General features: G+C 40.0%; 21 protein-coding genes and 1 pseudogene. 21 read left to right on the top strand and 1 reads right to left on the bottom strand.

The genetic code is table 11. The features are described from left to right. Nucleotides 1-32: 32 nt before the first annotated feature. The 12 genes and pseudogenes from AC25Y6_RS07255 (at nucleotide 33) to AC25Y6_RS07200 (ending at nucleotide 14,611) form a co-directional block, all read left to right on the top strand. Complete coding sequence (locus AC25Y6_RS07255) at nucleotides 33-1,016, top strand: iron-hydroxamate ABC transporter substrate-binding protein (RefSeq protein WP_488142504.1); 984 nt, start codon at nucleotides 33-35, stop codon at nucleotides 1,014-1,016. Nucleotides 1,017-1,113: 97 nt separating this feature from the next. Further along, nucleotides 1,114-2,094, top strand: coding sequence for an iron-hydroxamate ABC transporter substrate-binding protein (locus tag AC25Y6_RS07250; protein WP_488142503.1), 981 nt, complete (start codon nucleotides 1,114-1,116; stop codon nucleotides 2,092-2,094). Between the two features lie 20 nt (nucleotides 2,095-2,114). After that, nucleotides 2,115-3,173: an NAD(P)/FAD-dependent oxidoreductase gene (locus tag AC25Y6_RS07245; RefSeq protein WP_488142502.1), complete on the top strand. Its 1,059-nt coding sequence runs from the start codon at nucleotides 2,115-2,117 to the stop codon at nucleotides 3,171-3,173. 234 nt (nucleotides 3,174-3,407) lie between these two features. Then, a complete protein-coding gene (locus AC25Y6_RS07240) occupies nucleotides 3,408-4,712 on the top strand; it encodes an alkaline phosphatase (RefSeq protein ID WP_488142501.1) in 1,305 nt (434 codons plus the stop codon). Nucleotides 4,713-5,234: 522 nt separating this feature from the next. Then, entirely contained in the window at nucleotides 5,235-7,214 is a 1,980-nt protein-coding gene (locus AC25Y6_RS07235) for a sigma-54-dependent Fis family transcriptional regulator (protein ID WP_488142500.1), read from the top strand. 380 nt (nucleotides 7,215-7,594) lie between these two features. Further along, a complete protein-coding gene (gene lpdA, locus AC25Y6_RS07230; protein WP_488142499.1) occupies nucleotides 7,595-8,947 on the top strand; it encodes a dihydrolipoyl dehydrogenase in 1,353 nt (450 codons plus the stop codon). 19 nt (nucleotides 8,948-8,966) lie between these two features. Beyond that, a complete protein-coding gene (locus AC25Y6_RS07225) occupies nucleotides 8,967-9,920 on the top strand; it encodes a thiamine pyrophosphate-dependent dehydrogenase E1 component subunit alpha (protein ID WP_488142561.1) in 954 nt (317 codons plus the stop codon). A 17-nt stretch (nucleotides 9,921-9,937) separates the two neighbouring features. Next, the gene (locus AC25Y6_RS07220) at nucleotides 9,938-10,993 is read left to right on the top strand and encodes an alpha-ketoacid dehydrogenase subunit beta (protein ID WP_488142498.1); all 1,056 of its coding nucleotides are present in this window, start codon (nucleotides 9,938-9,940) and stop codon (nucleotides 10,991-10,993) included. A gap of 15 nt (nucleotides 10,994-11,008) precedes the next feature. Continuing rightward, nucleotides 11,009-12,265 (top strand): dihydrolipoamide acetyltransferase family protein, encoded by a 1,257-nt coding sequence (locus tag AC25Y6_RS07215; RefSeq protein WP_488142497.1) that lies wholly within the window; start codon nucleotides 11,009-11,011, stop codon nucleotides 12,263-12,265. Nucleotides 12,266-12,516: 251 nt separating this feature from the next. Next, nucleotides 12,517-12,738, top strand: a pseudogene (locus tag AC25Y6_RS07210) (aldehyde dehydrogenase family protein); the annotation flags it as partial. A 567-nt stretch (nucleotides 12,739-13,305) separates the two neighbouring features. After that, on the top strand, nucleotides 13,306-14,361 hold the full coding sequence (locus AC25Y6_RS07205; protein WP_488142496.1) for an SEC-C metal-binding domain-containing protein: 1,056 nt from the start codon (nucleotides 13,306-13,308) through the stop codon (nucleotides 14,359-14,361). Nucleotides 14,362-14,428: 67 nt separating this feature from the next. Next, on the top strand, nucleotides 14,429-14,611 hold the full coding sequence (locus tag AC25Y6_RS07200) for a hypothetical protein (protein WP_488142495.1): 183 nt from the start codon (nucleotides 14,429-14,431) through the stop codon (nucleotides 14,609-14,611). A 161-nt stretch (nucleotides 14,612-14,772) separates the two neighbouring features. Here the strand turns inward: AC25Y6_RS07200 and AC25Y6_RS07195 are convergent, their stop codons facing one another. Beyond that, nucleotides 14,773-15,579, bottom strand: a complete 807-nt coding sequence (locus AC25Y6_RS07195) for an IclR family transcriptional regulator domain-containing protein (protein ID WP_488142494.1) — start codon at nucleotides 15,577-15,579, stop codon at nucleotides 14,773-14,775. Between the two features lie 208 nt (nucleotides 15,580-15,787). Here AC25Y6_RS07195 and AC25Y6_RS07190 point away from each other — a divergent pair, with 208 nt between their 5' ends. The 9 genes from AC25Y6_RS07190 (at nucleotide 15,788) to AC25Y6_RS07150 (ending at nucleotide 24,731) form a co-directional block, all read left to right on the top strand. Beyond that, nucleotides 15,788-16,555 carry a dioxygenase family protein gene (locus tag AC25Y6_RS07190; protein WP_482104553.1) on the top strand — a complete coding sequence of 256 codons (768 nt, stop codon included), beginning with the start codon at nucleotides 15,788-15,790 and terminating at the stop codon, nucleotides 16,553-16,555. A 137-nt stretch (nucleotides 16,556-16,692) separates the two neighbouring features. Continuing rightward, nucleotides 16,693-17,535 carry an alpha/beta fold hydrolase gene (locus AC25Y6_RS07185; protein ID WP_482104552.1) on the top strand — a complete coding sequence of 281 codons (843 nt, stop codon included), beginning with the start codon at nucleotides 16,693-16,695 and terminating at the stop codon, nucleotides 17,533-17,535. A 14-nt stretch (nucleotides 17,536-17,549) separates the two neighbouring features. Beyond that, on the top strand, nucleotides 17,550-18,272 hold the full coding sequence (locus AC25Y6_RS07180; protein ID WP_488142493.1) for a carboxymuconolactone decarboxylase family protein: 723 nt from the start codon (nucleotides 17,550-17,552) through the stop codon (nucleotides 18,270-18,272). Nucleotides 18,273-18,284: 12 nt separating this feature from the next. Then, entirely contained in the window at nucleotides 18,285-18,971 is a 687-nt protein-coding gene (locus tag AC25Y6_RS07175; RefSeq protein WP_488142492.1) for a CoA transferase subunit A, read from the top strand. After that, complete coding sequence (locus tag AC25Y6_RS07170; protein ID WP_482102004.1) at nucleotides 18,968-19,609, top strand: 3-oxoacid CoA-transferase subunit B; 642 nt, start codon at nucleotides 18,968-18,970, stop codon at nucleotides 19,607-19,609. Before AC25Y6_RS07175 ends, AC25Y6_RS07170 begins: the two co-directional genes overlap by 4 nt. Nucleotides 19,610-19,630: 21 nt before the next feature. Then, nucleotides 19,631-20,746 (top strand): muconate cycloisomerase family protein, encoded by a 1,116-nt coding sequence (locus AC25Y6_RS07165; RefSeq protein ID WP_488142491.1) that lies wholly within the window; start codon nucleotides 19,631-19,633, stop codon nucleotides 20,744-20,746. 21 nt (nucleotides 20,747-20,767) lie between these two features. Continuing rightward, on the top strand, nucleotides 20,768-21,961 hold the full coding sequence (locus AC25Y6_RS07160; protein ID WP_488142490.1) for a thiolase family protein: 1,194 nt from the start codon (nucleotides 20,768-20,770) through the stop codon (nucleotides 21,959-21,961). 475 nt (nucleotides 21,962-22,436) lie between these two features. Beyond that, on the top strand, nucleotides 22,437-24,038 hold the full coding sequence (locus tag AC25Y6_RS07155; RefSeq protein ID WP_488142489.1) for an ATP-binding protein: 1,602 nt from the start codon (nucleotides 22,437-22,439) through the stop codon (nucleotides 24,036-24,038). Nucleotides 24,039-24,056: 18 nt separating this feature from the next. Next, nucleotides 24,057-24,731, top strand: coding sequence for a response regulator (locus AC25Y6_RS07150; protein WP_488142488.1), 675 nt, complete (start codon nucleotides 24,057-24,059; stop codon nucleotides 24,729-24,731).

Raw genomic sequence — 24,731 nt, 5'->3', positions numbered from 1 at the left:
TGACAAAAAACGAATAATAGGAGAATGAATGGATGTTAACTAATAAAAAAAGAACTGTAATCATGTCTAGTTTTTTAGTACTATCACTGTCTTTGGCAGGGTGTGGCGATGCTAGTGAAAATGGTGTAAAAACCAAAGATAACGAAACAGAACAGGTAACTGAAGAACTTTCATCGGAACGTATACTAACAGATGCAATGGGGCATGAAGTGACGATTCCTGCAAAACCTGAGCGTATTATTGCTTCTTATTTAGAAGATAATTTAGTAGCACTCGGAATAACGCCTCTTGCGCAGTGGACAGTGAATGACGGCGCATCGATTCAAAATTATTTACAAGATTATTTAAAAGACGTACCGACAATTCCGCATGACCTTCCATTTGAAGTCGTGACCAGCTTTTCACCGGATTTACTCGTTATGAGTTCTGCCGAAGCTGTGGAAGGGGGAAAATACGAGCAGTATTCAAAAATTGCGCCTACATATGTGCTTGAAGTAGAGAATAACAGTGATTGGCGCGATAAACTATTAAAAGTAGGCGAGATTTTCGAGAAAACGGATGAGGCAAAACAGGTATTAGAAGAATATGAAAAAAAAGCAACGGATTCAAAAGAAATCATACAGGACTCAATTGGTAAGGAATCAGCTGCTGCCATTTGGCTCGTAAATAATACATTCTTTATAGTTAGCGATAATGTATCCAGTGGAGCTGTTTTATACGGTGATCTTGGACTTTCAACTCCAAATGTAGTCAAAGAAATTTCAAGCAGCGCTACAGGAAATTGGTCGGAGATTTCCTTGGAACGATTAGCTGAATTAGATGCAGATCATATCTTCTTGATCAATAGTGATAAAGGAAATGGCGCAGAAATGTTACAGGATCCAGTATGGAAAAACATACCCGCGGTGAAAAATGACCATATTTATGAATATGACGCTGAGACTAGCTGGTTATATTCAGGACCAATCGCTAATACTCAAATTATTGATGGCGTTGTGGAATCGCTTACTAAATAAAATTCGTTTAGAGGAGAATATAATCATCTAGTTGAATAAATTTTTTTAATTTATCATTGAGAATGAAAATCGTTATCAACAAAGGGGGATGTGAGAAATGCTTCAACAATTAAATGAAATCATGAGAATCACATTATCACTGTGCCTCATTTTGATACTGGGTGCATGCTCTGCTGGAAGTGCCGAACAAGATAAATCGACAGAGAAGGAAATAGAAGAAACAGATGCAGAGCAACAAATCGTGGAGAATCGGACGTTTGACACAGTTAAAGGACCGATTGAAATCCCTGAAAAACCATTACGAATTGTGACTGACTTTTATGGTGGAGAGTTGCTTTCTGTCGGAGGGAATGTAGTAGGTGTCGAGCCAACTGCCTTCGACAATCCATTCATCAAGGATTTACTAAAGGATGCTGTCGAGATTGGTCAGCCGGTAAATGTTGAAAAAGTGTTGGAGCTGGAACCGGATTTAATTGTTGTTATGTATGATGAAAATTACGAACAACTTTCAGAAATTGCACCAACAATTCATATTCCATATGGAACGGCAACTAATATTCAAGAAACGATCAAATTATTTGGAGATATTACGGGTAATCATGAGGAAGCAGAGAACTTCATCACCAAATTTGATCAGAAAGCAAAAGAGGGAAGAGAAAAACTTTCAACGATCATAGATGCGGATGCAACATTTGGTATTTATGAATTAACGGATAAAGGTGAACTATGGATCTTTGGAGATAATGCAGGACGCGGGGGACAAGCCCTATATAATGCGTTAGAACTTAACATGCCACATAAAAATAAAAATGAAGAACAAACACTTCAGCTGTCAATGGAAGTATTACCTGAGTACGCTGCAGACTATATGTTTTTGACGACTTATGATCCTGAGAAAAAAGGAGAGGCCTTAAATAACTTGAAGGACTCGTCTATTTGGCAAGGATTGGACGCAATGAAGAATAATCAAGTGTTTTACAATGATTTTGATACGTATTACCGATATGATCCGATCGCAATTTATGAGCAAATTGATTTGTTTGTAGACATGCTCATTGAACGAAGTAATAAATACTAACTATAAAAGGAGCTTTGATGATGAATTCAGAACAGCTGTATGATGTAACGATTATTGGCGGTGGCCCAGCAGGACTTTATTCCGCTTTTTACAGTGGTTTACGGGAAATGAAAACAAAAATCATCGAATTCCAACCTTATTTAGGCGGAAAAGTGCATGTCTATCCGGAAAAAATGATTTGGGATATAGGAGGGCTTACACCTGTTTCAGGTGAACGTCTAATTGAACAAGTCGTTCAGCAAGGACTGACTTTTGAGCCAGAGCTAGTATTAGGTGAAAAAGTGACGTCGATTAACAAAGATGACAAAGGCAACTTTGTTATTCAGACATCTACGAACCAAAAGCATTTATCTAAAACCGTCATTTTAGCTGTTGGTGGGGGAATCTTGAAACCAACAAAATTGGAAATTGAAGGTGCTGAACGTTTTGAGGTTTCAAATTTGCATTATACAGTAAAATCACTTGCACGTTTTAAAGGGAAAACCGTATTGATATCGGGAGGCGGCAATGCTGCCGTTGACTGGGCGAATGAATTGGAACCGATTGCGAAAAAAGTTTACTTAACTTATCGTAAAGACATGTTGAAAGGGCATGAGGCAGAAGTATCGCGGCTATTTAATAGTTCTGTCGAGTGCTTATTGAATACATCGATCCAAAAACTCATTGCAGCAAGTGACCATGAAACCATTGAAAAGGTAGAGTTAGTTAGTGGAGAAGATGGCAATAAGATTCAGTTGTCTGTTGATGAAGTGATTATTAATCATGGCTATGATCGTGATAAAGACTTGACCTCATCGAGTGGATTAACTATTGAAATGGCAGATGAATACAGTGTTTCAGGTAATCCTATGAGTGAAACATCAGTTTCAGGACTATATGCAGCGGGAGATATATTGAATCACGAAGGAAAGCTTCATTTAATCGCAGGGGCGTTTCAAGATGCGGCAAATGCAGTGAATAAAGCGAAGCAATATATTAATCCAGATGCGTATGGACAGGGAATGGTCTCTTCGCATAATGACATTTTTAAAGCTAAAAACCGTGAATTAGTGAAGCATTTGTATACAGTGAAAATCTAACTTATCGTGCATCCACTAGTTAACGTCATTTTATCGTTCCCTATATAGCAATACAAACGATCAGCCATCTGCGTGAATGGCTGATTTTTTGTTTTAACTTTGTTCATAGATTACACCTAAAGTTTAGCTAGTTCAATACAATGAAGATTAACACTATAGACACACTAGCTTAATACCACGTTAACAAACCAGAGATAAAGTTAAACTGTAAGATACTTCGAAGGAGGAGTTTAATTGAAGAAAACGTTGAAGAAAAAGATGATGATCATTGCGATTGCTGGGAGTTTTACTGTAGGAAGTTTTGCGGGAATCACATCACTGCAACCCGCTGAAGCAAAAATTCCAGAATCGAATAAAAAAGTAGAGAACATCATTTTTATGATTCCAGATGGATACTCCAGTTCGTATGCGACAAATTATCGATTGTATAAAGGGGAAGAATCGGTAATGGATCCACATCTCGTTGGTATGCACAGGACATATTCCGCAAACTCGGCAGTGACAGATTCTGCCGCGGCTGGAACTGCAATGGCAACCGGAGCGAAAACGAACAATGGGGTAATTAGCATGGATCCGGCTGGCAATAAACTCGAAACGATTTTACAAGCTGCTGAAAAGAGCGGGAAATCTTCGGGATTGGTCGCAACTTCAACGATTACTCATGCCACACCTGCAGTGTTTGGTTCACATGTTGAAACACGCGCCAATGAAAAAGACATTGCACCACAACTCCTTCAAAGTGATGTTGATGTTATTCTAGGCGGGGGTAAAAAATATTTTAGTGATGATTTATTAAATAAAGCAAAACAAGATGGTTATAAAATTGTGTCCGAGAAGCAATCCTTAACGAATGTAAAGAAAACGAATAAATTAATCGGTCTTTTTGCGGAGGATAGTTTATCCCCCGAATTGGACCGTGAGACGACTGATGAGCCAAGCTTGCAAGAAATGACATCAGCAGCTATCGACGTTTTAAGTAATGATAAAGATGGTTTCTTTTTAATGGTTGAAGGTAGTCAAATCGATTGGGCTGGTCATGATAATGATGCAGCATGGGCGATGAAAGACACTGAAGCGTTTGAAAATGCAGTAGAAGCTGCACTGGATTTTGCGAAAAAAGATAAGAAAACGTTAGTCGTCATCGCAGGTGACCATGACACTGGTGGTATGTCTGTCGGCGGTTACGGAGGATCAGATGTCAATTTGGAAATCCTTAAAGATGTGACAGCAACAGGCGATTTCATGGCATCACAATTAAATGAAGAAAAAAGTAATATTAAAGAAATCGTATTGGAATATACGGGCATGACATTATCAGAAACTGAAATTAAACAAATCAAACAAGCAAGCAATCCAGCATTCCAGATTAACTCAATCATTTCCAAGCATGCACTAGTTGGTTGGTCGCACACTGGACATACTGGCACAGATATCCCTGTTTACGCTTACGGCCCACAAGCCCATAAATTTGCAGGACTAATCGAAAATACAGATTTCCCAAAACTGATGGCTGAAGCAATGAAAATACCATTTAAATAAGCTCTGATATAACCGCTTATATAATGAGACACAGGACCGTTCCTCTATACAAAGAGGTGCGGTCGCTTTTTTATTTCGGGGTCAGCTAGTATATATTAATACAAATATGAATAAAAATCTGTTCTTAATCAGTTAACCGAGTAATCAAATAACTATTAGTTTTCTAAGCTGTGAGTTGATATAATAGGAGGTATAATCAATACATAAGGACTTCGAGGTAAGGGGGGTATCAGATGAAGAACAGATGAATCCTGCATAGTGGATTTTTTGATTGAGAATAAACAAAAACGCCGTAAACCCATTCGACTATATGTCGATAGGTTTACGGTGTTTTTTAGTGTTGAAGTAATTGTACAGAGGGGTGGGGATTGATTTGGCAACTGTGACCAAGTCAATTTAGACAAAATTCCAAAGCAAAAAAGACGAAAGAGTATGATATTCTTTTATGGTATAATAATCAGAATAGTCACAGTAGTAAATGCGCGAAAGAATAGAAATAAAAATAGTCTTGGAGGGGTAATGATGAATCAGATACTTAGAAGAGCTATCGGTAAATCTCAAGATTTTAACCTTACGACTAAATTTGCATGGAAACGTTATCAGGAAATGGGGCAGTATGCTGAGGGAGGCATGCGAACTGAAATTTTTGATTCATGGACGAGTTCTAAGAAACTGGGTGTCAATCCTTTTCAAAATAAGATTGATGAAATTATCGACCGGAACGATTTGAACAATCGTCTCGAGAGAAACGAACAGTTACTGTCGTTCGCTTCCCCTAAAATAGAAAGTTTGACTGATCTCCTAAATGACTCTAAAACGATGCTTTCGATTACGGATAAACAAGGTACGATCTTATATTCGAAAGGTGAAAAAAACACAATGAAAAAGGCGGAGATATTAAATATTTTCGATGGAGGAACTTGGAGTGAAAAGTCTGCGGGAACAAATGCAGTTGGGGTAGCTCTGAAAACGAAACAGTCTGCCCAAGTATTTTTTTCGGAGCACTTTTGCGAAAAAAATCATGAATGGTATTGCGCAGCTTCCCCTATTTTGGCTCCCTTTACAAATGAACTTCTAGGAATCGTTAATATCGCAGGGTCCAATAATCAGGTGCATCAGCACACGGTCGGGCTTGTTATTTCAGAAGCGCAAAATATTGCCCATTCCATTGTTCGACACTTTTACGAACATACATTGCGTGATAACTTGTATTTGACTACAGCGCTGGAGGGTGTGGAAGATGCTGTCGTTGTAGTGGATGGCGGTAAAAATATTGTGAGAAAAAATGCGACAGCCCAGACGCTTTTAAGTTTATGTGGGATGCAATCCGTGAATAGCCTTTCTGGATTAGAAAAACTCGTGGACTGCGTCTTGCAAAGTGGACAAAAAATTACTAGAGAAGAAGTGAGTGACAATGAGGGAAAAAGGAATTTCCTTTGCTCCATATATCCCGTCACCTTTCAAGATGAGCACTTGGGAGCCGTCATTTATTTGAAGGAAAGTTCAACATCATACTCTCTGAAGATGAAAACCCCCAACACGAAAAACATACCGAAGTCGACATCTACACGTTATGCGTTTGAAGACATGGTCGGATCTTCTCCGGAGTTTTTAGACGTAGTGAAGAAGGCACGGAAAGCATCCATCATCGAGTCCACCCTTTTTCTATCGGGGGAAACAGGTACGGGAAAAGAAGTTTTTGCGCAGGCGATCCATCAGGCCAGTGATCGAAGCGGTAAACCTTTTGTAGCCATCAACTGCGGTGCAATACCGCATGGTTTATTTGAAAGTGAATTATCTGGTTATGAATCAGGTGCTTTCACCGGTGCCAAATCAAAAGGGAGTCCCGGGAAATTTGAAATGGCAAATGGAGGAACGATTTTTCTTGATGAAATCGGGGATATGCCATTAGATTTACAAGTCCATCTGCTCCGTATATTAGAAGAGCGCGTCGTCACACGAATAGGCGGGGACAAAGCGATACCGATTGATGTACGAGTTATCGCGGCTACGCACAAAGATTTAACGGAAGCCGTCGCAAAGGGCGAATTCCGCAATGATTTATTGTATCGATTACGCGTAATCCAATTACGAATTCCAGCTTTGCGCGAAAGAATTGCTGACATTCCTACATTGGCCAATAATTTCATAAAAAAAATGAGTGGTCAGTTCGGCAAATATGACACTTTCATACATCCCGAAACAATGAAATGCCTGACAGACTACACATGGCTGGGAAACATAAGAGAATTAAAAAATGTCATCCAACAAGCACTTTTTAATATGGAAGGAGATTGTTTATATCCCAACGATTTACCTCCAGAACTACTAGAAAAAACTGTCTATCCAATAGAGACAGAAAAAGAGCAGTTGATCGAAGCGATGAAAGCAGAAAATGGAAACGTCACTAGCGCGGCAAAAACACTTGGTGTTTCCCGTGCTACCATGTACCGAAAAATCAAACAGTATCAGCTGACCGATGGACAATGGATGGATAAATAGTAAAGCGATTTTATTTCACGAAAGCCCCAAACAGAAACCTTCTCACCAGAGAGGATTTCAAGTTGGGGCTTTTGTTATGCGGTGAGACAATGAGACACTTATTGTCTCATTGGAACAGTGAAATCTTGCATGAAACAAAACAAATAAATCTATCTTGCTGTCAAATCAACATTCTGACTAATTAAAAAGTTTGGCATGCATCTTGCATTATCTATTCATGTATCAAAGTACAGCTTCCAGCAATAGGGATAGGGAAGATCATTATTGCCTTAGCAAAGGAAGTGAGAGGGGATTTATTCAGACGGATGTTGGTAAGCCAATGGATTTGGAACAAAGAATTAAAATAGTGTGACAAGAAGGAAGCAAGGTGATGAAAACATATGAAGAACTTTGATGTTATCGTAATCGGTGCAGGACCTGGCGGCTATGTGTCCGCTATTCGTGCCGCTCAACAAGGAAAAACAGTCGCAATCGTCGAGAAAGAAAAGATTGGCGGAGCCTGTCTGAATGTCGGTTGCATTCCATCTAAAACGCTACTGAAACATAGTGAGATGGTTGAGGAAATTAAGCGGGCAAATGAGTGGGGAATTAATACCGGAGAACTATCCATTGATTTTCCGAAACTTATGCAGCGGAAGGATCAAGTGGTCAAAACGTTGGCTACTGGTGTGGATTATTTACTGAAGAAAAAAGATATCACGTTGTTTCAGGGAACAGCTTCAATAACTAAAGAATTGGTCGTTTCAATCGGTGATGAAAAAATTAAGGGGCAAGATATTTTATTGGCAACAGGGAGCACGCCTTTCGTCCCGCCCATACAAGGGTTGGATCAGGTCGACTACATGACGACGGATTCATTCTTTGACTTGAAAGAACTACCGGAATCTCTAGTCATTATTGGGGGCGGTGTCATTTCGGTAGAACTGGCTTTTGCGATGGCTCCGTTAGGAACAAAGGTGACAATTATCGAAGTTGCCACTGACATCCTGTTAACCGAAGATCTTGATGCACGAAAAATCATTAAAGATCAGTTGAGAAAGAAAAACATTGAGACCATCACAAACGCCGAAATACAAGAAGTGAAGAAAGGCAAGATAGTCATAGCGAATCGAGAAATAGCATATAACAAGCTGTTGGTTGCAACCGGAAGAAAACCGAATGCGGAGGCGGCTCAGGAGCTGGACCTTCAAATGGATGAGGCTGATCAGTTCGTTGCAGTCAATGAGTTTTATGAAACGAGTCAAAAACACGTGTATGCGATAGGCGACTTGATTGGAGGCTATCAATTGGCCCACGCAGCGAGCGCGGAAGGACTCATTGCAGTACAAGCAATGAGTGGAATGACGCCTAAACCACTGGATCAGACGGAAATTCCCAGATGCGTATATACACATCCGGAAATCGCATCTTTTGGATTAAACGAAGAACAGGCGAAGGACGCAGGCTATGACGTGAAAGTAACTAAATCTCTCCTAGCCGGAAACGGTAAAGCCATTGCCATGGGCGAAACGGAAGGTTTTGTGAAAATTATCTCCGATACGAAATACCAGGAGATGTTAGGGGCTGTTATCGTCGGAACCGGTGCAACCGAATTGATTGGCGAACTATTGGCTGTCAAACACTCGGAAGGAACGATGAATGAGTTGGCTAGTTTAGTACAAGCGCATCCGTCTGTGGCCGAAGCCATCGGGGAAAGCGCAAATGCGTTATTCCAACAAGCCATTCACATGTAGACATCATAAAGAGGAGGAATTGATTATGAATCAGAAAGAAGCACTTTGGGCTTATCAAAAAATGAATGAGATTCGTTTTTTTGAAGATGAAGTACACCGCACTTTCGGTAAAGGGTTAATACCGGGATTTGTCCATCTGTACGCAGGTGAAGAGGCTGTTGCAACCGGGGTTATGGCTTTATTGGATGATGAAGATTATATCACAAGTACGCACCGCGGTCATGGACATGCCATTGCAAAAGGTTGCGATATCAAAGGGATGATGGCTGAAATTATGGGCAAAAAGGATGGACTGGGCGGCGGAAAAGGCGGTTCCATGCACGTTGCCGATGTTGGTAAAGGGATGCTTGGGGCCAACGGGATTGTTGGCGGTGGTTTCGGTATCGCTGCCGGTGCGGCACTTACCATTAAGACGTTGGGACGGGACAATGTAGCGGTTTGTTTCTTTGGAGATGGTGCGTCAAACGAGGGCACATTCCATGAGGGATTGAATCTTGCTTCCATTTTAAAATTACCTGTAATTTTTGTTTGTGAAAACAATCAATTTGGTGAAGGGACACCATTCAGATATGCGAGCGCTTCTGAAACGGTTGCCGAAAGAGCTCCCGCCTATAATATGCCAGGTATACGTGTGGATGGCATGGATATTGAAGCGGTATATAACGCGACAAAAGATGCCATAGAAAGAGCTAAGTCAGGTCAAGGCCCTACGTTGATTGAATGTGATACGTACCGTCAATATGGCCATTTTGAAGGAGATGAACAAAAATACAAAACAGATGAGGATCCAAATCGGGAGCGTGATCCGATTCCGGAGTTCCGTGAAAAAGCGATTGCCAATGGCTGGATGACTGCAGAACAAGCGGATGAGATTGAAGCGGGGGCTGAACAAACCATACAAGAGGCGGCTGCTTTTGCGGAAGCAAGCCCATTACCGGATGAATCCACACTGTATACGGACATATTTGCATAAGAAAAGGAGGAATTTCAATGGCTAAAAGAAAAGTTACGTTTATGACTGCAATTAACGAAGCAATGGCTCAAGCGATGCGAAAAGACGAAACAGTTATTTTAATCGGGACGGACGTTGCCGGCGGTGCTGAAGTAGATCACTTAGTTCAAGATGATGGTCGCCATGATGATGCGTTTGGTGGTGTTTTCGGATTATCTAAAGGCTTGGTGACTGAATTTGGACGGGAACGTGTGATTGATACACCTATCGCAGAGCATGGATATTTCAGTGCCGCGGTTGGTGCAGCTGCAACAGGTCTGCGTCCTATTTCTGAATTGATGTTTAACGACTTTATCGGATTTGCTTTGGATCCGATTTTAAACCAAGGCGCGAAGATGCGCTATATGTTTGGCGGGAAAGCGAAAATCCCTCTTACCGTCCGGACGGTGCATGGCGCTGGAGCGGGTGCGGCTGCACAACATTCCCAAACGTTATATGGAATGTTCGGGTCCATTCCAGGCGTGAAAGTAGTTGTCCCGTCCAATCCGTACGATGCAAAAGGTTTGATGTTGGCGGCGATTGAAGAAGATAATGTCGTCGTCTTCTCGGAAGATAAGATGCTTTATGGTATGAAAGGCGATGTGCCAGAAGGGTATTACACCGTTGAAATCGGTAAAGCCAATGTGACGAGAGAAGGGTCAGAACTGACAATCGTTGCAATTGGAAAAATGGTTCATGTGGCTCATGAAGTTGCCGAAACATTGGAGAAAGATGACATTTCAGTTGAGGTGATTGATCTAAGAACGATATCACCATGGGATCAAGAAACCGTTCTGAAATCCGTGGAAAAAACCGGAAGGCTCATCATCATTGATGAATCGAATCCTCATAACAATACTGCTACGGATATAGCTGCAGTCGTTGCGGATAAAGCATTTGATTATCTGGATGGGCCGATTAAAACTGTATGTGCTCCAAATACACCGGTTCCATTTGCGGCTAACTTGGAAAAAGCCTATATTCCAGATGCGAAAAAAGTGTTGAAAGTAGCGGCAGAATTAATCGAGGACTTGAAAAAGGTTCCAACAATTTAGGGGGTGAATGAGACAATGAGTGAAACGATTGTAATGCCTAAATTAGGGATGACGATGACAGAGGGCACAATTATGGAATGGTATAAAGAGGTTGGGGATCCCGTTGAAAAAGGCGAAGCTATTGTAACGATCAGTTCAGAAAAGCTAAACCAAGATATTGAAGCACCAATAGATGGCGTATTGTTGACCAAGCATGGTGAAGTTGAAGATGAACTAAGCGTAGGCGCTGCCATCGGTGTGATTGGAGTGGAAGGGGAGACTGCTTTCACGGGTGATCAGGAAGCTAATCAACCTGTTGCCATTAAGACTATTGTTTCTGAAAAGCCGGCTAAGATTGCTAGTACAGCGGTAGTGGACAGCACAGAAAGAAAGACTACGACAAGTGAACGGATTTTTATTACTCCATTAGCTAAAAAAATAGCTCAGGGTGAGAATGTCGACATTGGTTCAATTACGGGGACAGGCGGTAACGGCCGAATTACAAAATTGGATATACAACGTGCCGTGGCAAAGGGGCTGAATTACAAATCAGGTACTCCATCAGAAAGTACAACCCAAGCTGTACCAGCTGATTTGACAAGAGTCGGCGAAGGGCTTTCCCCGATGCGAAAAGCGATTGCACGCAATATGCGGGGGAGTTTGGCGCAAACAGCCCAATTAACGCTACATCGAAAAGCTAATGCAGATAACTTAATCGATTTCCAGAGAGTTGTAAGGAAAGAAATAGAGACGAATGATTTAGATATTAAACTTACAGTGACAGTATTGATTGCTAAGGCAACTGTCCTGGCTCTACAAGAGTTGAAGAAAATGAATTCCATCTATCATGATGGTCAATTGACGGAGTTTGATGAGGTCCATCTAGGAATCGCAACGTCATTGGAAGACGGTTTGTTGGTTCCCGTTATTAAGGATGCGCATCAAAAAACAATTGGTAGTCTAGCAAAAGAAATTAAAGAAGTAACAGGGAAAGCTAGAAATGGAGAAGTTGGCGGGGATTTGCTTTCCGGCTCGACATTCACCATCACTAATCTAGGAGCCAGCGGAATCGAATACTTTACGCCAATTTTAAATGCACCTGAAACTGGTATATTAGGTATTGGATCCTTCCAGGATGAATTGGTCTTAACGGACGAGGAGAAAGTGAAATTGGTCAGGAAAATTCCACTTAGCTTAACATTTGACCATCAAATTGTAGATGGTGCAACAGCCGCAAAGTTCTTGGAAATCCTGGTCAGCTACATTGAATCACCTTATTTGTTAGTACTCTAATATGGATATATCATCAATCCCCCTATCGTGAATTGATAGGGGGATTTTAGGCATGGCTGAGTGACGATGGACGAAGGAAGCTACGATGGATTAGCGGAGGAAAAGTCACCAGTACAATTTAACCAAATAGTCACCGCAAAGCGCACTTTCCTCGTCATGGGAGAAGCGCATTTTTAACTAATTCTCACCCTAATTTCCAGAATTGTATCAAAAAAATCTAGTTGTATTATTGTTTATTGCCTCTTTGTAATGGACTTGCTACAAGTATCTGGACAGAAAATATAAAAACGGGACATTACGTCGCGAAAAAGGTATAAGCAGGAATAGTCTAGATCAACGACTTCGGTATCGAGATCGGAACGATGCCGTTCGGTGGCTACTAACAATCCGGTATTGGTCGAGAAATGGGAGAAGAGTACGGCTTGGCGAACTATACAGAAGTGAAAAGTGTATTTGTGAATATTAAACAATAATATTATTATGTGTAAGACAGCATATCAAGCAATACAATTTAAATATATCATGAGAACCCCCAGCTAAATTATTAGACTCGGCTGGGGGGTATATTAAAAACTGGAATGTAATTGAGATATGGATATAGAAAAAATGGTGAAGTTACCTGTAGTAAATACGAGTATTTCTTGATTAAAACCTACTACTAAAACATATAGACAAACGTAAAAAAACACCTCATGTGTACTAACAGTTTAGAAAAGAACTAAACACAATAAAGCGGGGATGTTTTTTGAGAATTGAAAATATCAATTTAGATTTCAACGGAATGGACGGAAATGAGAAGTTGGATAAGAAATTCACAATCGACGGAATTCACTTAAATAGGATATTTAACTAGACAATGATAGATACCCTTTGGAAGAAATGCAGAAAAATTATTAGGGTTCAGCAATCATTTGTAAGTTTTTAAAACAAACAAAACAAACAAGAATGCTAACTTAATGCAGAAAGTACCAAATAGATAATATTTTCTCACATTTCAATTTTTATTTTTGATACAATAGAATAAAAAGGGTGTGTGCCAAATGGTTGGTCGTAACGATCCCTGCCTATGCGGTAGTGGGAAAAAATATAAAAAATGTTGTGCGTTGAAAAATGAACTTTCCAGTGGGGATCTTATCGAAGAAGAGCTTGATCGGATATTAATCACTTTCTTTTCGACCGAACTGGACGACCGAGCGAATAATGTGGAGTTAGAACGGTATGAAAGAAAGTGGATGAGCAAACTTGGAGGTAGGATGGAACCTAGAAAAATCAAGCAATCGGTTATTGAATATTTTCTGTTCGTGATCCGGCGTGATTTGTGGAATAGGTACTTGGTTAAAGTGCTAAACAGTCCGATTCGTTCTGTGACACGTTTGCTGATTGAGTCATGGGAAAAACCATTTGTGCTTTTTGGAAAAGTGATAGACACCCAAGAGGACCATTACCTTGTGGATGAAGTACTTGGGCAGCAGACTTATCGCATTGCACTTACGAATGATATGAAAGTTGAAAAGGATCTACTTGTATTCGGAGTTGTGCTACCAGATAATAGAATGCATGAAAATGGGATCCTAATCTTAGACGGAATGACGTTTATTTATGATAGGAATGGAAGTTTTGCGCAAAGTATTGGATCGATGGCGGAAACGAGCGAAGCCGATAACAGTTACGAATTCTTTAAAATGCATATGCTCGATATTTACAAAGCAATTATAGACCGGGAAGTTTCTAACATGGATGATATTGTGGAGAACGAAATGTTTCCAGAACAGCAGGAAGTAATGGTCATTCTTGTGAGCGAATTAAAACGTCACAATGTACCGAATGAATTCCATGAATTTATCAAACTAATTGCCATTACATACCTGTTAAAAGAGAAGGTGGTTTTTAGGAAGCCTGAAATTATTGCGGCGGCGGTTTTTAAAACTGCTTATGACCATGGAGCGCTTGGAGATACATTTTATACGCAGGCAGATATTGCAAAAATGTTCGATGTTTCCGTCGGTTCAATGAAAAAGCATGCGGAAGCACTTTCCGATGTCTTTGCGGAGCTGTCTGAGAGTATGAATGATCATGGAAACACTTCTGCTACTTAGCCATTTCCAATCTTCAAGCTTCTAAGAGGTAACCGGGAATGATGCACCTAATTTGTTCCTGAAATGGATGGTTGAAAGGGATTCAGCTGAAAAAGTAATTGAATCTGAGACGCTACTTGAAGGAGTCAATGCGAATCCATTTGTTATCCACCTTATGGATGAGGATGTACCGAAGCTGCCGTTCCCAACACGAGATTCTATACTCCCGGGATCGATGGAGGAAGCACAGTATATATGGATGTTGTTGTGAAGAATTCTTTTTAAATGTAAAGTGGATTGGTTAAATAAAATATAAAACACGCTATGTAACCGGGTGTCTGGTTACATAGCGTGTTATTGATTTTAAAATAATGACTTTTAGTCGGAAATACTCTAATGATGCCGTGCGTTTTTGTACAAATATGAGCCGAATTATAAGTTGGACGAACCATTTGTTGCGTTGATGGCAACGCTGATTTTTTCAGCACTTATTTGCAGTAATGGTAAAAATTTTTCTAACTGTACTTCTTGTGTAACTCTTCCTGCATGTGCCGAACAATTAATGGCTGCGATTACTTTGCCATTTGCGTTTCTAATTGGAACAGCAATCGAGCGTAGCCCTTCTTCCAATTGTTGGTCGACCCCACCCCAACCATTTTTATAAACATCTTCTAATATCTCCAATAATTGTTGTTTATTAATTATCGTTTTGTTTGTATACTTATCCAATTCGATTTCCTCTAGATATTCATTCAACTCATCTTTTGGTAAGTTCGCAAGAAGGACGTGACCCATGGATGTCGCATATGCCGGTAACCGAGACCCAACATCCAAGTTTATAGACATAATTCTTTTCGTTGACACACGGGCAACGTAAATAATATGGGTTCCATCTAATATAGAAACAGAGCAAGATTCGCCAGTTAGATTTACAAAGTCTCTCATAAATGGATGCGCAATACTCCAAATGTTATTGGAGGAGAGATATGCATAACCTAGCGAAAGTGTGCGCGCTGTTAGGGAAAACACATTATTATTAGATTCCGCGAAACCCAGATGCTCAAGAGTAAGCAGAATTCTACGTGCTGTAGGTCTACTGAGTCCCGTTATTTTTGAAACGTCACTAATTGTAAGTGATTGGTTGTTCTGTGAAAAAGCCTGTATTACCTGCAATCCTCTATCGAGTGATTGAATGTAGTTACCAGATTGTTTGAACACCTCTAATTCTTCTGTTGACAAACATAATACCCCCTATGTTATGATGTAGTTGTACGAATGAAGAAACACTGTACGTCTAGCGTACAACTTTAGTGGCTGTTCTGCAAGTCCTAAAATGCGATATTGTTTTTTTGTCTCAAGATGAAGGCGTTTACATATCCATTTTAAATCAGTCGTATTATAATCGGTGTAATGAGAAAGACTAACAAAACCTGAGGAGGAAATAAAAATGACAGAAGTATCTAAAAAAAATCCACGAGTATTAGGCGCATATGAAGGTTTCGTTAAACATTTAAAAAACTTTTTAGATGAGCAGCAATTTAATCATGAGGAATATACGAATTTCGTAAAATGGGCAGATCGCCTCGGTAAAAGCGGAGAAATCCCACTATTTCTAGACGTTTTCGTAGAGACGCATGTGTTAGAGGCTAAATACAAGAATTCACCAGGAACTGAGCCTTCCCTATTAGGACCTTACTATGAAGAAGACTCACCAATGCTTGAAGGTTCAAGTGTTGTTATTCCACAAAGAGATGATGAGCCGGGAGATAAACTAACATTTACTGGAAATGTCAGTTCTGTTAATGGACCTATTGGAAGAACAAAGGTAGAGTGGTGGCAAGATGATGCAGATGGATTATATTCAAACTATGATTCAACTGCGCCAGACTTTAACTTGAGAGGGCAATTTTACACGGATGACAATGGGGACTTCGAGGTCAAGGCAATTGTTCCAATCCCTTACCAAATTCCGACGAATGGCCCAACTGGTGAATTTACATTCGCTGCAGGTTACCATGCATACCGTCCGGCACATATCCATATCAAATTCGAACACGAAGGATTTGAAACATTGATCACGCAAGTGTTCTTTGAAGGGGACGAATGGTTGGAAACAGATGTTGCCGGCGGTGTCCGTTCAACACTTACAACAAAACTGATTGATAAAGGCGACCACAAAGAAGCTGCTTTAAACTTTGTAATGCGAACTGAATAAGTTACTAATTCTATAGCTGTCAAGGAAATCTTGACAGCTATTTTATTAGACTTTTACGATAAATCTGGTATGATTAATAACATATATGTACGCAATGCATAACTTTGTACGCATTACGTACAAAAGGAGAGGTTTAGATGATGGAGTTTTACACTGTGAACATTAATGGAAAAGAAATTCAATTAGCTGATTACCCTGGAGAAAAAGGAACGATTATTGCCATTCATGGGTTAACGGGTACGCACAAAAACATGCATTATTATGCAGAAAAGTTTAAAGGCGCGTATCGATTTATAGCAGTGGATTTACGGGGCCGTGGAAATAGTGATGAAATGGATACAGAACCATCAATCTTTAAGCATGCCGAAGATATTTTAGGTTTGATCAAAGAGCTAAAAATCGACAATCCGATTTTAATGGGTTATTCCATGGGCGCTTTTATAGCAGCGATTGTCGCAAGTAAATTAAAATCTACAAGAGCAGTGGTTTTACTAGATGGAGCTGCGAAAGCATCTGAACATCAAAGAGGTATTGTTCAACCTTCTTTAGGCAGACTAAGTAGAGAGTATACGTCGAAAGAACATTACGTAGAGGAAATTCAAAAAATCTACACAAACTTAGGCGTTGTTTGGAATGATGTGTTACAAAGTACCGTTGAATACGAAGTAGGACCTGTCGACGACCACTGGGAGAACAAATCAGAAGAAGCCCGTATTGTTGCTGACTTTGATAGCTTTTATACGTTCGATCCAAAAGAGATTTGTTCACAGATTGAATGTCCAGTATTACTCGTTTATGCAGAAGGTAATATCGGTTCCATGCCGCCCCTGTTTTATTTAACAGACTATGAACAAACTCAGCAATACACGAAAAATATTGAAACGGTTATATCCGATTGTAATCATTACACGATGGTATTTGAAAATCGTGAAGACATCAATGGTCCTATAGAGGGCTTCCTCAACAAACTAGAGAAATAACTGGAGGTATATCGATGAGTAAAGGATTGGCTTATTTTCAACAAGTATACGACGAAGTGCCCGGATGGGTTCAGAAAATGCATGATTATAGCCCGGTAGTACTTGATCATTACACAGGTTTACGCGGTGAAATCATGCAGGATGGTGCGCTATCACGTAAGGAGAAAGATGTATTATTAGCTAGTATGAATGCTGCGAGATTGTATCCACGTTCTATGGGTTACCATACGAAAGGGGCCATCGATTTTGGTTCAACAATCCCTGAGTTGGTTGAATACTTTTTAGTTTCTTACCTATATGGAGGTAGTGATGCTTTAAAAGTGTCACTCGAGGCCCTTTCTTATGCCCTCGACTTAAAAGGACTTACAGTTGAGCAACCAGCAAAAGATCCTGAAACGATTGAAGAAATTTTCCAAACGATGGTTACTTGGTTAGGTGATGAAGACACTAGTTTCTTACTCGATTCTCTTAACGTTATTCAAAGAAACGACCCGAAGGAAATAGAACAAAAACTTCTTGGTGACGGACATGTTTCGACACGTATGAAGCATTTGAATATGGTTGGTAATTATATTACACAGTTGAGAGGCGAAGAGGCAGTCGTGTGGATGGATAAAGCACGAGAAGTTGGCGCCTCTGAAGCAGACTTGGCGGATGTCGGCTACATTTGTATTTTAACGGCTGGTATTCCGTCGTGGTTTGAAATTAGTGATTCATTAAAACTAGCGAAGCAATAAGGGGTGGAATAGATGTCGAAAATTATGGATAATATTCAGGATGCGCTTTCCGTTGTGGAAAGTGGAGATACCGTTTTAGTAGGTGGTTTCGGATTAATAGGAGCACCTCTTTCATTAATAGATGGCTTGACTGAAAAAGATGTTAAAGATCTTACGATTGTGAGTAATAACCTTGGTGAGTCAGGCAAAGGGCTTGGTATTTTATTGAATCAAGACAAGATTAAAAAAGGAATCGGCTCTTATTTTACAAGTAACCGAGATGTGGGTGACAAATACCAAAAAGGGGAGATTGAACTGGAATTACTCCCCCAAGGTACATTAGCAGAGTCTTTACGTGCTGGTGGAGCTGGTCTTGGTGGTTATTATACGACGACTGGCGTTGGAACTGATCTTGCAAAAGGAAAAGAAGAACGCGAAATTGATGGCGTGCAGTATATTCTTGAAAAGGCTATCCGCGCGGACGTAGCACTTATTCGCGCACATAAAGCGGATACTTTAGGGAACCTAGTTTATTATAAAACAGCACGTAATTTTAACCCACTTATGGCAACAGCTGCAAAAAAAGTAATTGTAGAAGTAGATGAAATTGTAGAACTTGGCGAGTTAAACCCAGAAGAAATCGTGACGCCTTTTCTTTACGTCGACGTAATCATCAAAGCACAACAAGTGTTAACGAAGGATGGAGTGGTTAGTAAATGACTACACAAATGAGTAAAGCGGATATGCAACATTTTATCGCAAAGCGAGTAGCACAGGAGCTAGAAGGGCCATGTGTTGTCAACTTAGGCATCGGAATCCCTACGCTAGTAGCAGAGTACATGGAAGCAGAAGATATTTATTTGCATACAGAAAACGGCTTGCTTGGTGTAACGGATGTTGCAGAGGAAGATGTGGATCCGAATCTCGTGAATGCTGGGAAGTTACCCGTCGGAGAAGCGATAGGCGCTTCCTATTTTAACAGTTCGGATTCGTTTGCCATGATTCGTGGTGGCCATGTGGATGTCGCGATTTTAGGTGCACTTCAAGTCGACCAAACCGGGATTATTGCGAACTGGGCTGTCCCTGGTAAGAATATTATGGGTGTCGGTGGCGCAATGGATTTATTGGTTGGGGCGAAAAAGGTATTTGTGACGATGAGCCATACTTCTAAAGATGGTAGTAGCAAACTGGTAAAAGAATGTACTTATCCGATTACTTCGACAAGAAGTGTTGATATGATTTTCACTGAACTAGCCGTGTTTGAAGTCATCAATAAACAATTAAAGCTGGTAGAACTCATGCCGGGTGTGACAATTGAAGATCTAAAAGAGAATACAGAAGCCGATTTCATCGAGTAAAATATAGAAAGTTGGTTCACAATGAAAATACGTTCTTTTGCTGTTTACATTCTAGATTTACCGACAATACGACCACATCAATTGGCCATGCATACGATTGTTTCACAAACGATAGTCGTCGGCTGTGCTACTGATGAAGAAGGACGTGAAGGCTGGTCCGAAGTGGCAACAATCGGAGGGGCTTCTTACGGGGAGTCGACGCCAGAAGCGATTAAAGCTAATATTGACACGTATATTGCGCCATTAGTGATTGGGAAGAATCCCATTCACTTCGACAAAATTATGCATGAAGTATCGCAACAAGTGCGAGGCAATAATTTCGCTAAAACAGTTGTAGAAGCAGCGATTATTGATTTGGCAGCAAGAAGTAAAGGAATTCCCGCATTTGAATTATTCGGGGGTCAAATTCATACCTCATTGCCCATCGCTTGGACACTTGCTAGTGGGAATACAGAACAAGATATTGAAGAAGCGAAGGAATTTTTACATCAAAAACGCCATAATATTTTCAAATTGAAAATTGGAAAAGGCGATCCTTTTAAAAATGTGGAGCATGTTCGTCAAATTAAACAAGCCATTGGAGACGAAGCACGTATCACTGTCGATGTCAATCAGGCATGGGACGAAGATACGGCGAATTATTGCATCGCAGCTTTAGAAGATGGCGGTGTTTCAATGGTAGAACAGCCACTACCAACGTGGAATTATGAAGGTATGTCGAGATTGACTGCTAAATTTAAAGTACCCATTATGGCAGATGAAGCAGCAAATAGCATTCAAGATGTGTTCCAAATATCGAAGCACCGCGCAGGTAATTGTATTGCATTGAAACCTTGTAAAGCAGGTGGATTAACGCAAACGAAGAAAGTTGCGGGAATTGCGGAAGCAGCGGGAATTGGCTTGTATGGTGGAACGATGATTGAGTCGAGCCTTGGTACAGCAATTTGCGCCCAATTATACGCTACTATTCCAGAAATGAAATTCGGTACGGAGATATTTGGTCCTTTATTGTTCAAAGACAATATTACAGTGAATGACATTCAATATGAAAACTTTGAAGTCATTATTCCTACAGGCCCAGGATTTGGTATGGAAATCGATAAAGAAAAAGTGAAACATTATGCGAGAAGCCTTTAAGTAAATTCGGGAGATGATGACATGAAAAATGTAGTAATCGTGGATGCAGTGCGTACAGCTATCGGTAAACTTGGAGGTAGTATCGGCAATGAAACAGTGGACTTCCTCGCTTCCCATGCGATTGAAGAGCTAATTCGTCGAACAGAGTTAGATAAAAGCGCTGTTGGAGAAGTCATTTTAGGGCAAGCAAAACAAAGTTCGGATGCATCGAACTTAGCAAGAGTCGCGATGTTACGTGCTGGCATACCTGTTGAAGTACCAGGCTATACACTTCACCGACAATGCGGTTCTGGTGTACAAGCCGTCAACTCTGCTGCGCAACAAATTCAAACAGGGTTAAGTGACATGATTATTGCCGGTGGAGCGGAATCGATGAGTACTGCTCCGTACTATGTAAATAGTGTGCGATTTGGAACGAAATCAGGAGATGTTTCGTTAAAAGACCCGAATACCGCAAGTCAACCAGGATCTCAGCCAAAAGAAATCTATGGCGATTTAAATATGGGGATTACAGCAGAAAACATCGCAGAGAAATATAACATTTCTAGAGAAGCACAAGATGAATTTGCGTTAAGCAGTCAAGAAAAAACAAAAAATGCAATCGAAAAAGGCCATTTTGAAAAGGAAATTACCCCTTATCCGGTGAAAACCCGCAAAGGCATCATCGAGTTTAAAGTCGACGAGCATCCAAGAGAAACAACTTTGGAAAAGCTAGCCCTTCTTAAACCGGTATTCAAAGAAGGCGGAACAGTTACTGCAGGAAACGCGAGTGGACGTAATGATGGCGCAGCTGCGTTGTTAGTCATGTCCGAAGACGAAGCGTTGAAGCGGGGATACCAACCGAAAGCACGAATCATCGCGCAAGCATCTGCTGGATGTGCACCTGAACTGATGGGCATGGGACCTGTTAATGCAACGTTGAAAGCATTGAAGCAAACCAACTTGTCGATGGCAGATTTGGATGTAGTGGAATTGAACGAAGCCTTTGCTGCCCAAGCTATTGCATGTGTGAATGAGTTGGGACTGGATTACAGCAAAGTGAATCCAAACGGCGGAGCCATTGCAATGGGTCATCCAATTGGCGCGACGGGTGCGATTTTACTGACTAAATTAGTACATGAGCTTGAAAGAACGGGCAAGAAATATGGAGTTGTCACTCTTTGTATCGCAGGCGGAATGGGAATTGCTACAATCGTTGAAAACTTGCGCGTTTGATTTGTGAATTGAAAAAGTGTGGAGTCGCTTTGTGCGGCTCTTAACACTATGAAATCATTTTACACAAATTATACACAAGAATGGATGGACTCACCTCGACGTGAAGCGTATTTTTTAGCTTACATGAGGGATACGATATGAATTCCAGAGATTGCCGGAAGAGTTGGCTATTCTGACCTAGACTATTTCAATAATAAATTTAAAAAGAGTATGGATTTCTCTCAAAAAGAATTCCGTAAATCTGTAGTATAAAAATCATAGGGTTACAAATGAAGGCAGAATATCATTGAGATGTTTTGTCTTTTTACTGTTCCCAGTGTTAATGTGAAATGCTAGTGTAAGGGATAATCGTGAATGATTGTATTGTCTGTTGATCACATAGGCACCTCATTATGAGAGGACGGTGTACGCTATAAATTAGTATGAGAAAATGCTATGATTAAAATGACAGTAATTTAAGAAAAGAGTTAAGACAATGAAAAAACTGAAAAAAATCTCGCTACAAACAAAAATATTAGGGCTAATTAGTACGTTAATCCTTTTACTCATCATTCTTCTCGCAAGCATATTTGCTTACTTGCAATCCGTTGATACAAGGAATCAAGTAAAACAATTAGCTTTGCAATCGGCTAAGACGATTTCTCTCATGCCGGAGCTAAGGGATGCTATTGAAAAAGAGGAAGTAGAAGCCCATTTTCGACCAGTTGCTGAGCAAGTAAAAGATCAGGTGCATGCGGCAAATATTATCATTGAAAATCGTGAGGGAATCATATATTCGCACGTAAATCCAAGCCTAGTTGGTCAGGAGAGTTTAGACCATACAAATTATCATGCGTTAATTTTTGGAGGTTCTAACACTTTTGAGGTGGAACGAGAGCAAGGTTCGGTTTTAGTTGGGAAGGCTCCTATTATTGCGGATTACGGGGCATATACTCGGGTGATTGGAACAGTATCTGTCGAGTTTTTGGAAAGGGATATTTATCAAAGTATATATAATCGAATTAAAACCATTATCATTGCATCATTGATTGTTTTACTTTTAGGAATCATTGGCGGCATTTTTCTAACAAGAAGCATTAGAAAAGATACTTTGGGACTGGAACCGCATGAAATTTCTTCATTGTTCAGGGAAAGGAGTGCAATTCTTTTATCCGTCAAGGAAGGCATTATGGCTATTGATGAAAATGGATTAGTAACTTTAATTAATCATTCCGCAAAGTCCATGTTGAATCTTCAGGAAGAAGATATTATAGGTCAGCATATCCATCATGTCCTCCAAAATATTAGAATAAATGAAGTTTTACAGACAGGAAAAGCGATTCATAATGTTGAGGTCTTGATTAACGAAAAAGTTTTCATCTTCAATTTAATCCCTATCATTGAAAATGAATATGTTGTAAGTGTTGTTACTAGTTTCCGGGATAAAACAGAATTAAAAAAGCTTATGAATACTATATCAGAGGTTCGTGATTATTCAGAGGGACTTCGTTCGCAAACGCATGAGTATGCCAATAAATTATATTTGTTATCAGGATTATTACAATTAGAACGATATCAGGATGCATTTGAATTTATCCAAAAAGAATCTACCATTCATCAGCATCGAAATCGGATATTATTTAACCAAATTCATGATGCAAATGTCCAAGCTATTCTTTTAGGCAAACTTGGAAAGGCATCAGAGAAGAAGATTATCCTTGAAATTGATGCTGATAGTTATGTGGATTCCTTGCCAAGTCACATAGGGGTAACAGATGTCGTTATTATTATCGGAAATCTTATCGATAATGCATTTGATGCAGTCGCACATCTGAAAGAGAAAAAAGTGACTTTTTCAATTACTGGACTTGGAAACGATATTATTATGGAGGTAACAGATAACGGAATAGGGATTCCGGAGGATTTGTTAGATACATTGTTTTCTTCAGGATACTCCTCTAAGGGTGAAGACAGAGGGTATGGCCTATTCAATGTGAAACGCATTGTAGATTCGTTAGGTGGAACAATTGAAGTGAGTATTGAACGAAATGAAAGGTCTATTTTCACAGTTTATCTTCCAAAAAAGGTTTCGGAATAGAGTAAGGAGTAGAACAAAATGATAAAGGTTGTAATAGCGGAGGACGATTTTAGAATTGCACAAGTACAAGAACAGTTTTTACAAAAGGTAACGGGTGTAACATTGGTTGGGAAGGCGCTAAATGCAAAAGAAACAATGGAAATTCTAGGTGAAAATGAAGTGGATTTACTTCTACTAGATGTCTATATGCCTGACGAACTTGGTACAGATTTATTACCGAAAATTAGAGAGTGTTATCCGGCAATCGATATTATCATGGTGACTGCCGCAACTGAAAGAGCGATGCTTGATAGGGCTATCAAATATGGTGTGTGTAACTATTTATTAAAGCCAGTAACAATGGAGAAATTTGTTGAAACGATTGAAAACTATAAAAAGAAGAAAGAATTACTTGGTAATCGAGAAGAAGTGGATCAAACACTGATTGATCGATTCTTTGGAACCTCTACTCAGACAACTATCAGCCAAAAAGATCTCCCTACAGGTGTTGATCGTCATACTTTAAAGAAAGTGAAAGAAGTGGTGGAAGAACTTAGGGGTGTTTCCATTGAAGAAATGGGTGAAAAGTTGGGGGTTTCTCGAACAACTGCAAGAAGGTACTTAGAGTATCTTGTTTTGATAGGTGACTGCACGGCTAAACATGAATATGGAATTGTAGGAAGACCTCAGCGAAAATATTATTTTGTAGATTAA

The sequence above is a fragment of the Sporosarcina sp. Y1004 genome, assembly GCF_057669665.1.
This window is presented reverse-complemented; position numbering and strand designations above follow the sequence as displayed.

What these genes read in the sequence shown, in the direction of transcription:
- AC25Y6_RS07165 (WP_488142491.1), top strand. Translation starts at nt 19,631, where the DNA reads ATGAAAATACGTTCTTTTGCTGTTTACATTCTAGATTTACCGACAATA.
- AC25Y6_RS07250 (WP_488142503.1), top strand. Translation starts at nt 1,114, where the DNA reads ATGCTTCAACAATTAAATGAAATCATGAGAATCACATTATCACTGTGC.
- lpdA (WP_488142499.1), top strand. Translation starts at nt 7,595, where the DNA reads ATGAAGAACTTTGATGTTATCGTAATCGGTGCAGGACCTGGCGGCTAT.
- AC25Y6_RS07245 (WP_488142502.1), top strand. Translation starts at nt 2,115, where the DNA reads ATGAATTCAGAACAGCTGTATGATGTAACGATTATTGGCGGTGGCCCA.
- AC25Y6_RS07175 (WP_488142492.1), top strand. Translation starts at nt 18,285, where the DNA reads ATGTCGAAAATTATGGATAATATTCAGGATGCGCTTTCCGTTGTGGAA.
- AC25Y6_RS07180 (WP_488142493.1), top strand. Translation starts at nt 17,550, where the DNA reads ATGAGTAAAGGATTGGCTTATTTTCAACAAGTATACGACGAAGTGCCC.
- AC25Y6_RS07170 (WP_482102004.1), top strand. Translation starts at nt 18,968, where the DNA reads ATGACTACACAAATGAGTAAAGCGGATATGCAACATTTTATCGCAAAG.
- AC25Y6_RS07205 (WP_488142496.1), top strand. Translation starts at nt 13,306, where the DNA reads ATGGTTGGTCGTAACGATCCCTGCCTATGCGGTAGTGGGAAAAAATAT.
- AC25Y6_RS07255 (WP_488142504.1), top strand. Translation starts at nt 33, where the DNA reads ATGTTAACTAATAAAAAAAGAACTGTAATCATGTCTAGTTTTTTAGTA.
- AC25Y6_RS07150 (WP_488142488.1), top strand. Translation starts at nt 24,057, where the DNA reads ATGATAAAGGTTGTAATAGCGGAGGACGATTTTAGAATTGCACAAGTA.
- AC25Y6_RS07185 (WP_482104552.1), top strand. Translation starts at nt 16,693, where the DNA reads ATGATGGAGTTTTACACTGTGAACATTAATGGAAAAGAAATTCAATTA.
- AC25Y6_RS07160 (WP_488142490.1), top strand. Translation starts at nt 20,768, where the DNA reads ATGAAAAATGTAGTAATCGTGGATGCAGTGCGTACAGCTATCGGTAAA.
- AC25Y6_RS07215 (WP_488142497.1), top strand. Translation starts at nt 11,009, where the DNA reads ATGAGTGAAACGATTGTAATGCCTAAATTAGGGATGACGATGACAGAG.
- AC25Y6_RS07200 (WP_488142495.1), top strand. Translation starts at nt 14,429, where the DNA reads ATGGTTGAAAGGGATTCAGCTGAAAAAGTAATTGAATCTGAGACGCTA.
- AC25Y6_RS07190 (WP_482104553.1), top strand. Translation starts at nt 15,788, where the DNA reads ATGACAGAAGTATCTAAAAAAAATCCACGAGTATTAGGCGCATATGAA.
- AC25Y6_RS07235 (WP_488142500.1), top strand. Translation starts at nt 5,235, where the DNA reads ATGAATCAGATACTTAGAAGAGCTATCGGTAAATCTCAAGATTTTAAC.
- AC25Y6_RS07220 (WP_488142498.1), top strand. Translation starts at nt 9,938, where the DNA reads ATGGCTAAAAGAAAAGTTACGTTTATGACTGCAATTAACGAAGCAATG.
- AC25Y6_RS07155 (WP_488142489.1), top strand. Translation starts at nt 22,437, where the DNA reads ATGAAAAAACTGAAAAAAATCTCGCTACAAACAAAAATATTAGGGCTA.